We start from the raw sequence: 12,483 nt of genomic DNA on the forward strand, positions 1-12,483 counted from the left end.
AAAAATATAAAGAATATAACCATCAGGTTATTTAATTAATGTATAATATTATCAAATTATTAATAATATTAAAGTAATATGAAAGTGCAAAAAGGAGTTAATAATGACACAAATAAAAAACTATGTCTACTTTCTTCATAAGGTAATTTTAAAGAAAAAAAGCAGTTGAATCTTACCTGCTTTAGTTGGAACAATAATGATTGTTCTTTCAATTATTATTTCAATTTTGAATATACAAAACAAATCGCTAGTTATTTATTGTGCTAGTTTTGGATTGTTATTTATAACTATCTTCTTTTCTTCATTAAAGTCAATTAACTTATATAAAGATTTAGAGGAAGAAGGTTTAGAAATAATTACATTTTCTAAGCCCATATCCAGAAAAACTATTTTTATAAGTAAAATGTTAATGTTTTTATTAATGGGGTTATATTGAGCATTATTTTGTTCTTTATTTAATTTAATATTAGGATTAACTTTAAAATTAGATGCTAGTTACTTTGTAGCATTCGTATTTATCACGCTAATCACAATATTTTTAGCATTTATCTTCTTTGGTTCAATTGCTTCGTTAATAAGCTATAAACTTAATTCAAAGATTGCTATAACAGTTCCACTGTTATTCAGTATTCCGATGTTTTTAGCTGGAGGATTTATCTCATCAAACTCAACATCAACAGCTAATAACTTTGCTTACTATTTAAATTCTAAAAACCCTAATCAACCATCAGGTAATGATTCAAATACTAATTACTTTTATTTAGATAACAATAAAGATAATTACTACATCATTCCTAACGGATATGATGCAACGAGTTTTAGTCAAAAACAAGATGCATACTTATCAGAGGCATACGAGATTTCAAAAAACTCATCTACTTCGTGAAGTGTTTATTCTTATTTAGCAATTCCTTATCAAATGTTAGAAATATTCAACATTAATAATGAAGATATATTTAATAAACTAAATAATCAGAACACTAATAATTTAAGTGATTACTTATATTACAAGAACACTGATTCTCAAGTATATTCATATATTCTCGAGAAACAACCGAACCTACGTAAGTATCAAATAAGTGAAGGTAAAGAACAATATATAGTTCCAGGTGCACTTAAAAATCAATCATCTATTACAAATATCATCAACACAGATATCATCTATGTAAGAGATGGCGCTTCAGACTTTAACATTATTTACCCAGAAGACAAATACAACTTTGTTACATCTGAAAACTTAGTCGGAAAACTAAAATGAGAAAACATACAACAACTATTAAAATCAAATGTATTTAATAGTTTTACAAACAAATACTTTGCTCAATTATTTAATTCAGAAGAATTACAAGAATATGTAAAAAACAATGATTTAGTTTCAATTAAAAACTTCATCTTAAGCGATATTCAAAGAAACTTAAATGATGAGAACTCTGAATTAAACAATTTAATTGATAACAACACAAATGTTCTTGATGAAAATGCTATTAAAAATAAATTAGTTAAATCAAAAGTTGAAAAACAAATTTATTTATATTCATCACTTATTTACTACATTTACTTTACTTACAATGATTCAATTTACTTAAATGCTCTTTTAGTAAATGATGACTACACAGATACATATGCGCCATCTCAATTCAAAGTTAGATTAGATGATTACAATTATCAAATCGGTGGATTTGAAGCATATGTACCAAAACAACAAATCATCAATGACCAAATTGTCATCAGATACGATTTAACAAAATCAAATAACTATTTATTTGCTACAACAGATCAAATTTATTCAATTCAAAGAAACAAAAAAGTTGTTAACAAATCAATCTTTGTTGTGATTTGAATAATCTTAGGAGCTTCTCTATTAGCTGCAAATACACTTTTATACATTAGAAAGGATTATAAATAATGAATAACACAAGTATTAAAGTTCAAAATTTAACAAAGATTTATAATCATAACTCTAATGAGAAAAAAGGAGTATTTGATTTAAGTTTTGAAGTACCTAAAGGTTCTTTCCACGCATTTATTGGAGAAAATGGTTCAGGGAAAACAACAACAATCAAATCAATCATTGGTTCATACACAAACTTTAGTGGACAAATTTACATTAATGGAATTATTAACTCAAATCCTGAATCAAAAGCAAAACTTGGTTATGTTCCTGAAAATGCAATTTTCCCTAAAGAATTAAATGTATTTGAATATTTATACATTGTTTCTTTATTTGGAAACAAAGACAAACAACAATTAAAAGACAAAATCAATAACTTTTTAGAAAAGTTTGAAATCTCTGATTTGAAGAAAAACAAACCTAACAACTTATCATCAGGTCAAAAGAAAAAAGTTTTATTAATTCAAGCATTATTAAATGACCCTGATTTAATCATTCTTGATGAACCTGCTGCTAACTTAGACCCAACAGCTAGATTTAGATTGTTTGAAATATTATCTGAATTAAATAAACAAGGTAAGACAATAATTATCAGTTCTCACATTTTAAGTGAGATTGATAAGTACGCAACTTCATACACACTTATTCATAAAGGTAAATTGGTTTCATCAGGACAAAAACATAGAAGTCTTGAAGATATCTATTATGAAAAGATTATTCAAAATTAAGCTTCTTGCACCTTTATTGTTCTTACCAACAATAGCACTCTCTTGTACTAATAAAACAGAAAACACTACTCCACAAGTTTCAAAAGAAAAAAGACCACATCAAGCATTTCTAAAGAAATTAGGATCTTCTGAATTTATAAATAATTCAAGAGATTTGAATTTATATATAAATGCACAAAACAATATTCCAGATGAATTTATTAAAGAAATTCAATCATCATTGGTATATGCGCAAATATTAAACAATCCAATTTTAGAAAACAACACTCAAATTCAAGATACGTTAAAAGCATCAAAAACATTAGAAATGCTATTTAGAGATAACTGATTTTGATACTTAAGTAATCTAAATAAATTCAATTACTATTTAAACTTTTATCCATCAAGTTTCAAAGATAAAAAAAATGATGATGGTGTGAATTTAACATTAGCAAAATACACAAAAGCAACGCAAGATGGTATTAAGTCAAATATTGATTTACATAATTACAAATTGAATAAATATGTTGTTAAAAATATTCAGTTGGATAGCAACTCAACACTTCAAAGTTTAGATGTGATTTACATTGTCCTAAACGAAAATTTAATACTACCTGTATTTAAATATTCACAAGAAGGCAAAACACATTTAAAAGCATCTGCTGAAATATTAAAAGTTGTCTCTACAGATAACATTGATGCAACAATTGATAATTTACATAGCAAATTAGTTGCTGCACACAATAAACTATTAAATGATGAGATTGAATACAGTAAAAGTATAAATGTTGAAGATTTATCATTTGTATATAAGAACTTTGATTATGCTAAATTTATTATGTTATTTAATTCATACAATTACTTTCAAAGCTTGTACTTAGCGTTAGAAGAAATTAATCAAGATAACTGGAAAATTATTAGATACACATTAGTAGGAGTACAAAATGATTAAAATTAAAAAAATGTTAAGTTTAATTAGTTTACCTCTTATTAGTGGAGTCGCAATTTCTTGTGCTAATTACACATCTTCAAATAAATTAGAAGCATACATAGATAACTCAACACAAATTAACCCTAAAGTTGAAAACTTGCAGCAAGTTAATCATAAAAAGATTATCGAAACTCTTTTAAACAACGTTTACAAACCAGAAAGTCAAAGAGAACGCAGTTTATATGTATACAATCAAGAACAAGACACATCATCAATCATTCAAAAATTCAAAGAAATAACAACAAGTTACAAACAAGAATTTAGATCTGATGAATTAAATGATTCTCTTGCTGAAAAAAGCAGACTACAAGATCTCTTAGTCTACTTTTCAGGTGATGAAAGAACAGAAGCAGAAAACAAAATAACTGAATTAACAGCAAAAATTAATGAAATTAAAGAACATAATACACCTGCTAAAAAAGAAAAATTCGCTAATAGTTTCTCAGATTTTATTTCGGAAAACTGATACTTTATCTTAAATAATTTAGATAAATTTGACTTCACATTCGTATCTTGATTGTTAGATCCAATCGGAAACGGTTATACACTATCAGACGAATACCAACAATCATTAAAAACAAAAAGTGAATACAAAAACTACAACGTACCAAACACATACATTGACGACATCAAATTAGGTGATGAATCAGGCGAAATGTCTGATGCTAGAGTTTATTATTTAAAGAAAAATAAACTAGTTTTCAGAATTACTATCAACAACATTTTGCAACCTGTTTCTAATTTAAAATTAGAACCGTTAAACTGATACTTTGGAGATTTAAAAAATAACAAAATATCACTTAATTTAATTTCTAATATTGTTCACTCAAGATTTATTCACGGATACGAAACGGGATTAGTTCAATTTGAAAAAAGTATGGTTAAAGATCTAAGTTACGGAGAACCTGCTAATGTTTTCTTCTTATGAAAGGGGACTAATGAAAATTAGTAAATTATTTAAAAAGATTTTAATGATATCACCATTAAGTTTACCTTTAGCAACTTTATCTTTTACACCTAGCACAGTATCGAAAACAGATGAAACTAGCGAACAAGAAAATGCTTTAAAACTTGAATGAAATAACTTTATTAAACAAGATTCAATTTGAAACTTACTTAACATCGTATATAAAGATGAAACCCAAAAACAAGCTTACATTGACTCACAATTTGAATTACTAAGCAATCCTGATTACAAACAGCAAATTAAAAACGCATTTGTATTCGGGAACAACATGACTCAATCATTTATTCAAGGAGAATTTGATTGAGGAACATTCTCAAGAATAAAACCATTTATAGTAAAACAATCAACTGCTCAAATAGATCAATTATTATCAACAAATTGACTATATGCACTATTTACAATTACTCAATTTGATTTAATTAAATCAACATTATTAGATAATGAAAACTTAGATGTCGCATCTAATGATCCTGAAAAAATTTATTCAAACTATGCAAAAATAAGTTCAAATCAATTCATTGATTATGTTTATGCAAAAAACAGTGATGAAACACTTGATAATTTATATTACTTGTTATCTAAAAATGGATTTATCTTAGAAATTGGAATTGAAAAGGATTGAGAAAATCCTGAATTACTCAAACCTAAATTACACGGATATGTAAAAACATTTCCAAATATTATCAATAATGACTATATATTAGACATTTTTGATTTAAACAAATATGTGCAGTTATTTGCTCCATTCGGTGTAGATAACTCTAACAAAGGTAACACCAATGAAATTTTATTTATAGACAATTATGGAGGGGTAAAATTAACATATACATTTGTAGATGTTAATTAACATTCATTATGAAAAAATTATTATTCTCACTTTCTTTGCTTAGTTTCTCGGCATTACCAATTGGTTCTGTAGCTTGCATTGATTTAACAGGTGGCAATCAATACAAAATAGCTAAACCTTACGTAGTAACTAAATTTGATGAATTTTTAAAAGAACAAAACATTACATTAGATCCTAAATACAAAGAAAAATTAGATAACTTCACAAATGAAGATTTAACTAAGTTAAGAAGCAAATTAGCAACACTTAAAGACACAGTTTTAAAACTTAAAAAGGATAACGAAGGTGTGCAAAAACCTGAATTTGCTGCTGCATTAGAACAAATGTCGCAATTGCTATCTGAAAACATTTACATCTTCTTACAATACATTTACTACTTTAACACTGTGTTTTATGATTATGGTTTATTATCATTTAACTTTGAAGATGATTCAAAGCCAAGACATTCAGATGAGTATTTACACTATTCAATTAACCAAGTTAATAGTTTCTCAGAAGTTAATGCAACTTCAGGACATACACACTATACATATATAACAAATGAAATCAAACCAGTTGGAAATATGTGACCAACAAGTTTTTCAAATGTAACTGAATCAAGAATTAAACCGGGATACCATGAATTTTATGTCGCATTTTCAAACATTGTCTATAAGTTTTATGTAAAAGAAGAAAGTGGTGTTTCACAAATTGTTATGGATCCAATTTGCTTTGCATTCAAATCATCTTTAGGCCAAGTTGATGCACAACAAATTGAAGAACTATACAATCTAAATTTAGAAGAATTAGAATTAGATAGAGCAAACCAAATTCTTAGAACTTTTGAAAACACAACACAAAGAGAACTTAAGTTCCCTCAAAGAAATATTATTTTCTAATAAACACGACCACCACAAGGTGGTTTTTGTTTTAAATTTAAAGTCAAAAATTCAATCAAAATTGCACCATTTAACACACTGATTTTTTATGGTCTTACAAAAAATTTTTGCTCAAAACTTACCTCAAAAAAGTTAAAAAAATTAAGGCCAAAATTAATCAATTTAGTAAAATAGCATTTATGAAAAGTAAGGCGCTTTTAATTCAAATTTTACCTATATCAAATGTATTAAAAGTATTCAATGATATTGACTATTCAACTAAAAAATACTTACGTGAAGAATACATTGAAAACTTATTTGATACGGTCTCCCTTTTAAAATAGCTATTAAAACTATATTAAAGAAAGGAGATTAAAAATAATGGCTATTAAAGTTAAAAGAAAAAAAGATAAGCAACCAATTATTGAATTAATTGACGTTGTTAAAGAATTTCAAAACAAAACAGTTTTACATAGTATTAATTTACAAATTCAACCAGGTGAGTTTGTAACTTTATTAGGTCCATCAGGTTCAGGAAAAACTACTATTTTAAGATTAATCGGTGGTTTTGAGTGGACTACACGTGGTGAAATTAAATTCAATGGTTTAGACATTAAAGATCTTGAACCACACAAAAGAAATGTTTCAACAATCTTCCAAGATTATGCACTTTTTCCACACTTAAACGTTTATGGAAACATTGCATATGGTCTTAAACTTAAAAGAATTCCTAAAGAAGTTATCGACCAAAAGAAAGTAAAACTTCTTGAAGAATTAACTAAAAAATGAGATGCTTTAAGTCATAAAAAAATGGAACAACTTGACAAGTTACAAGAAAAATATGAAGAACAACTTGAAAACTTAAAAGAAGGGACATACCAATACAAGAAAATTCAAAAATGACTTGATAACTCAGACTTCGTTTATTCATATTGAGAAAGTTACACAGCATTAAAAGTTGAAGCATTCCAAAACCTACACTTCAAACGTAGAATGACAAGACAAGAAATGGATGAAAAAATTAACAAAATCATCGATCTTGTAGGTCTTACAGGAAATGCTGATAAAGCTATTTCTGAACTTTCAGGTGGTATGAAACAACGTGTTGCATTAGCTCGTTCACTTGTTATTGAACCTGAAATCTTACTTTTAGATGAACCACTTAGTGCACTTGATGCAAAAATTAGACAAAAAATGCAAGTGTTATTAAGAAGTATTCAACAAGAATTAGGTCTTACATTTATTTTTGTTACTCACGACCAAGACGAAGCTCTTGAACTTTCAGATAGAGTTGCTGTTATGCGTGATGGTGTTATTGAACAATATGACACACCTAAAAACATCTACGACTATCCGGTTAACATCTGAGTCGCTAAATTTATCGGTGATTCAAACATCTTTGATGCTAAATTCACAAAACAAGGCAAAATTAAGATATTAAACAAAGAGTTCAAAACAATTCACGAAGCAGATGAATTTGAACCAGGTGAAGTACTTGATGCACTTATTAGACCAGAAGATATTGACATTTACTCAGAACCATCTAAAACTTCAAACAAATTATCAGGACACATTTCTGACATTTCTTACAGAGGAAGCTACTACTACATTAAAGTTGAAATTGATGAACAAACAGTTATTTATGTAGAAACATCTAAGAAATTTGAACTAGGTGAAAAAGTTTACTTAAGTTGAACAATTGACTCAGTCCATTTAATGCGTAAAGACGCTAAGTGAGATTATTCAAATAATGAATTCCAAAACTAATAAATTCAACTTCACTTTTGATAAAAAAACACATCTAGTTTGACCTTATTTCCTAATTGCGCTCTTACTTATTATTCTTCCAATTATTTTAATTGTGCTTTATGCACTTATACCAAACGAAAGTTTTGATAACTGAGTTTTAATCAAGTCATCAAGTACTTGAAAAATTATGGGACGTTCATTATGAATCGGATTAGCAGCATCAATGTTATGCTTAATCATTGGATTCCCATATGCTTACTTTGTTTCAACATCTAAATCTAAGATTTTCAAAATTTGTGCACTTAGTTTAATAATTTCACCACTTGCAATTTTCACAATTGCTAGAATTTATTCAATTAAAGCTTTATTCTTAGGGATTATGGCACACAACACAAAAAGCTTAAACAATGAAGCATTTATGGTATTTGGACTAATGTACCTTAATTTACCTTTAATGATCATGCCTTTATACACAGTGTTTAAAGATATGCCAAAAAACATCATTGAAGCAAGTCACGACTTAGGTTACAATCAAACTCAAACAGTTTTCAAAGTTATCATTCCATATGGTATTAGAGCTATCTTAAGTGGTTTTGGTATGGTGTTCCTTGCGTCTGCTACAACCTTTGTTATCTCAGCAAAACTTCTGCCAGACGGTTCACAATATCAAACAGTTGGAGATATTATCAACTCAAGAGCAAACCCAGGAAATAAATTTGACTTAGCAGCAGTTTCTGTTTTAGTTATCGTGGTATCTGCTATTTTCTTAAGTATTTATGGAATTATTTTATTAACTCCTAAAATAATTTTCAGACTTAAAAAAGGAGCGCACTATGAGTAAATTCTTAAAAAGATCTTATATTTACATCATTTTATCAATCGTTTATATACCACTTTTATTTGGAGTTATTTACTCATTTAACCAACCGACACCAAAAGGTCAATTCAACCCAACTTGAACTAAAGGTACATTTGACAACTGACTTCATTTATTTGATAACAACAGAGCAATGTCGCTTGTAAACAGCTTACTTTTAGCTCTTATTGTAAGCTTTTTAGTATGTACAATTTCACTTGTAACTGTATATGCACTATACAGACAGAAGAACAAGATTGTTAGATCATACGTAAACTCAACAATTAACATTCCTCTTATTAACCCAGATAACATTACAGCTATTGGACTTGTTCTTGTCTTTGGTATCTTCTTTGGAGTTATTCAAACAGATAGCGAAGGATTTGGACGTGTTGTAGTAGCTCACACAATCATGACACTTCCATATGCAATTTCACTTATGTTACCAAGAAGTGAAAAATTCAACAACAACCTTTACGAAGCAAGTCAAGATTTAGGATACTCAAAATTAAGATCTTGATTCAAAACTTACTTTGTTTATATGATCCCTTCAATTATTATGTCTGTAATAGTAGCTTCTGTTCTTTCATTTGATGATTTTATCATCACTAGAACAGTGTCTAATATGCAAACAATTGGAACTGATTTATACGCAGGTTCATTTGAGCCTTGAGGACTTATTTTTGGTGCTATTATCCTTGTATTAACTATTATCGGAAACATTATTTACGTTGCAGTTAAGAAAGGTAAGAAATAATAATGAAGAAAATTATTAAAACATCATTAATTAGTGCTGGGATTTTAACAATTGCAGCAGTAGGAACTGGCTTAATTGTTTCAAAAGCAATTAACCGTTATAAACCACCTTTTTACAACTTTAGATCATATATGTCAAATGATAATAAAGAGAAGTTAAGAGATGTATTCAGTTATGCTGAATTTAACGAAGTTAATGAGTTTAATAATGCATTAATCAACCACAAAGCAGCTGCAGGAATCAGTGGAGATTTCCTAGCTGCATCACTTATTAAAAAAGAATGCTTGCAAAAAATTGATTACTCAATTTTACTTAACAAACCTGAACTTAAAAACGACAGAGAAAAAACAAAACAATATCTTAAAAACATTATCAAATCTGAAGTTTGAGAGCATCTTGAAAATTACAACGAACAATTAAAGACTAAATTTAATGGTGAAGAGCTTAAAGACGAAAAAGGTAATTACCCTGAACTTTGAGAATACTTTTTCCCTTACTTTTCTCAAGATATGGTAATTGCTTACAACATTAAGAAAAAACCAATTGCACCTGAAAAGAAAACTGAAGACGATGCAATTAATCTTGATTTATACGCTGATAAATTTAATAATGGATATGAAACAAATTCTATTATCAACTCACTTAAAATAGTTGCTGATAATGGATTTGATTCTTGAATCATCACTGACGCAGTCAGAGATAACTTGTTATATGGTTCATCTTATTGAACAAATGCAGATGGAACTCACAGTGCTGATCAGTTCACTGGTGCAGTTACAAAAGAAACATACAAAGGTCTAATTGATTCTTTTGTTTCACTTATTAAAGATGGAACAGGTTTCCCAATTGGACACAAAAACATCTCATTCCAAGGAGATGGACTTGAATTATTAAATAACTTAATTAACCCTAAAAGAGATGTCAATGCAGCTATTATGTACAATGGTGATGCTATTGATGCATACTATGGAGAAGATAACTTCCCAGGCAAAGTCGAAGATGGCGAAATTAGAGTTATTAAACCTAAAGAAAACATTTTATTAGTCGATGGACTTATCTTATCTAAAGTTAACACAGAAGAATCAAACAAACTCTACCTAGAAACAATTAGAGATGGATTCTTAGATAACTTACCAGAATTAGCAGAACAATTCGACCACATCGACAAAAAATATGCAAAACAAGAATCCGGTCTTAAAAAACAATTATTCATTGAGCACGCTGTTGCACAAAGATGAAAAGTCCTTCAAACAGGTACAGAAGATTCTCCAAGTGCATTTAAGGAATTAGCTACTGATAAATTCGTTGAGCTAGGTCTCATAGACGAAAACGAAAATCAAGACAAATTAAATAACGTAATTATTAAATACGCTGACTTACTTGATTTATCACTTCCTGCTAACAAAGAATACTTAGATAAGTATCTTGAATTAAATGCAGAACACAGCAAATTCTTGCATAACGAACGTGAAGAAGATGTTGATCTAGACGATAGAATTAACATCTATCCTTACAGACTTAAAGATTACTTTAACAAAACAGAAAAATTAAATAACTTCTTTACACAAGTTGCAACTGATATTAAGAACTTTACATATCCAGAAGCAGATGAAGAAGCTTCGGCACTTTCATTACCAGAAAATGCAGATGATGAAATTAAAGTCTTATTTGCATTAGTTTTTGAAAATGAAAAAACATTTAAAGAACAAAAAGATGAAAATGCAGAAATTACAATTGAAAAATTAACAGACTTTATTAAGTCTTATATTGCAAAAGTAATTTCATACCTTGATTTAAGTAATGAAGATGTTATTGATGCATACAAAAACTTAACAAATTTCAATTACATTAACTATGTTCCTTCACAAGCAGTTGATTATGAATTAGTTCTTAGAAACTACTTTGCTTCAGCTGAAGATGGAATTGATGCTAACGTAATTAATATTTATGAAATCAATAATAGTTCAACAATTCACAAAACACTTCAACCAATTAATGATCAACTTTCATCAAGCACAAGCACATATTACAATGAAAAAACTAAAGGGTAGTCAACAATGACTGCTCTTTTTTTACAGCTTGTGCACTATAGTAAAAGAAAAAAGCAACCAAATTTGATTGCCTAATTTTCTAATTAAAACACATATAAATTATCATACTTTTTAACATTGAATCTAGGTTTTAAGAATTGTTTTGAAGACTTACCAAATGATAAGAATTTCTTACCTTTTCCAAAGTTAAAAATAATTTTATCTTGAAGAATAAAGATACCGGCACATGCATATAAGTAAAGCGTTCCTATTACAATTAATGTAAACACATTAAATGGTCATTTCATTAACGGACCAATTAAACTTGAGAATGGATTATATTTGTCTTTTCCTACGTAAATGTAATTGCTCTTTCAAGCACTTGGTGCTAAGTCATCAAGTGCTCAATTTAAGAAGAAGCAAGCTACAACAAGTAATCCGAATAACGCAAGTGTTGTTAAGATATCTTTGTTTCTCATTGAATATGGATACACAATAGAAACAATAAATGTAGAAAGCAACATAAATACGTGAAGTGCCATTAAATCATAGAATATGTAGTTATCGTAGTAAATATGGAACTCGTATTCTTTACCTTTTTCATAGAATTTACCAAATGCTGTAAATGTTTCATCAGGTGTGTAATTTATCTTAACATCAGGTAATATAAGCGCAATAGTTGCACCAAGGAAACTAAGTGAAATTAAATATTTCATTCATTGTGGTTTATTTAATAAAAGCACAATACCAATTGAAATTCCTAAAATTCTACACATATGAAGTGGTATAGATTCTCATTTACCTGGATATTGTGTAACTCCAAACACAATA

Annotated in this window: 12 protein-coding genes; 11 read left to right on the forward strand and 1 reads right to left on the reverse strand. The window is 28.2% G+C overall.

What is annotated here, in order from left to right; all coding sequences use genetic code 4:
- Window positions 1-103 precede the first annotated feature (103 nt).
- The 11 genes from ACMZI9_RS01265 to ACMZI9_RS01315 all read left to right on the forward strand — a co-directional run bounded on the left by ACMZI9_RS01265 (window position 104) and on the right by ACMZI9_RS01315 (window position 11,673).
- The gene (locus tag ACMZI9_RS01265) at window positions 104-1,906 is read left to right on the forward strand and encodes a hypothetical protein (protein ID WP_416099077.1); all 1,803 of its coding nucleotides are present in this window, start codon (window positions 104-106) and stop codon (window positions 1,904-1,906) included.
- Window positions 1,906-2,619 carry an ABC transporter ATP-binding protein gene (locus tag ACMZI9_RS01270; RefSeq protein WP_323680129.1) on the forward strand — a complete coding sequence of 238 codons (714 nt, stop codon included), beginning with the start codon at window positions 1,906-1,908 and terminating at the stop codon, window positions 2,617-2,619. The genes ACMZI9_RS01265 and ACMZI9_RS01270 overlap by 1 nt, the downstream gene beginning before the upstream one ends.
- Entirely contained in the window at window positions 2,597-3,550 is a 954-nt protein-coding gene (locus tag ACMZI9_RS01275; RefSeq protein ID WP_416099078.1) for an aromatic motif membrane protein, read from the forward strand. Before ACMZI9_RS01270 ends, ACMZI9_RS01275 begins: the two co-directional genes overlap by 23 nt.
- The gene (locus ACMZI9_RS01280) at window positions 3,543-4,538 is read left to right on the forward strand and encodes an aromatic motif membrane protein (RefSeq protein ID WP_416099079.1); all 996 of its coding nucleotides are present in this window, start codon (window positions 3,543-3,545) and stop codon (window positions 4,536-4,538) included. Before ACMZI9_RS01275 ends, ACMZI9_RS01280 begins: the two co-directional genes overlap by 8 nt.
- Window positions 4,528-5,403, forward strand: a complete 876-nt coding sequence (locus ACMZI9_RS01285) for an aromatic motif membrane protein (RefSeq protein ID WP_323176584.1) — start codon at window positions 4,528-4,530, stop codon at window positions 5,401-5,403. The genes ACMZI9_RS01280 and ACMZI9_RS01285 overlap by 11 nt, the downstream gene beginning before the upstream one ends.
- Before the next feature lie 8 nt (window positions 5,404-5,411).
- On the forward strand, window positions 5,412-6,281 hold the full coding sequence (locus ACMZI9_RS01290; RefSeq protein ID WP_323176583.1) for a hypothetical protein: 870 nt from the start codon (window positions 5,412-5,414) through the stop codon (window positions 6,279-6,281).
- Window positions 6,282-6,460: 179 nt separating this feature from the next.
- Window positions 6,461-6,604, forward strand: a complete 144-nt coding sequence (locus tag ACMZI9_RS01295; protein ID WP_257088689.1) for a hypothetical protein — start codon at window positions 6,461-6,463, stop codon at window positions 6,602-6,604.
- Window positions 6,605-6,641: 37 nt separating this feature from the next.
- The gene (locus ACMZI9_RS01300; RefSeq protein ID WP_323176582.1) at window positions 6,642-8,027 is read left to right on the forward strand and encodes an ABC transporter ATP-binding protein; all 1,386 of its coding nucleotides are present in this window, start codon (window positions 6,642-6,644) and stop codon (window positions 8,025-8,027) included.
- Window positions 8,011-8,850, forward strand: coding sequence for an ABC transporter permease (locus tag ACMZI9_RS01305; RefSeq protein WP_323176581.1), 840 nt, complete (start codon window positions 8,011-8,013; stop codon window positions 8,848-8,850). The genes ACMZI9_RS01300 and ACMZI9_RS01305 overlap by 17 nt, the downstream gene beginning before the upstream one ends.
- Window positions 8,843-9,622: an ABC transporter permease gene (locus tag ACMZI9_RS01310; protein ID WP_323176580.1), complete on the forward strand. Its 780-nt coding sequence runs from the start codon at window positions 8,843-8,845 to the stop codon at window positions 9,620-9,622. Before ACMZI9_RS01305 ends, ACMZI9_RS01310 begins: the two co-directional genes overlap by 8 nt.
- 2 nt (window positions 9,623-9,624) lie before the next feature.
- Complete coding sequence (locus ACMZI9_RS01315) at window positions 9,625-11,673, forward strand: hypothetical protein (RefSeq protein WP_416099080.1); 2,049 nt, start codon at window positions 9,625-9,627, stop codon at window positions 11,671-11,673.
- A gap of 83 nt (window positions 11,674-11,756) precedes the next feature.
- On the opposite strand, the gene ACMZI9_RS01320 is transcribed toward ACMZI9_RS01315, so the two are convergent.
- Window positions 11,757-12,483, reverse strand: a 727-nt coding sequence (locus ACMZI9_RS01320) for a YwaF family protein (protein ID WP_416099081.1), incomplete at its 5' end; no start/stop codon positions are given.

Origin of the sequence: Mycoplasma sp. 4079, assembly GCF_047785185.1 — a bacterium.
Lineage (GTDB): Bacteria > Bacillota_I > Bacilli_A > Mycoplasmatales > Metamycoplasmataceae > Mycoplasmopsis.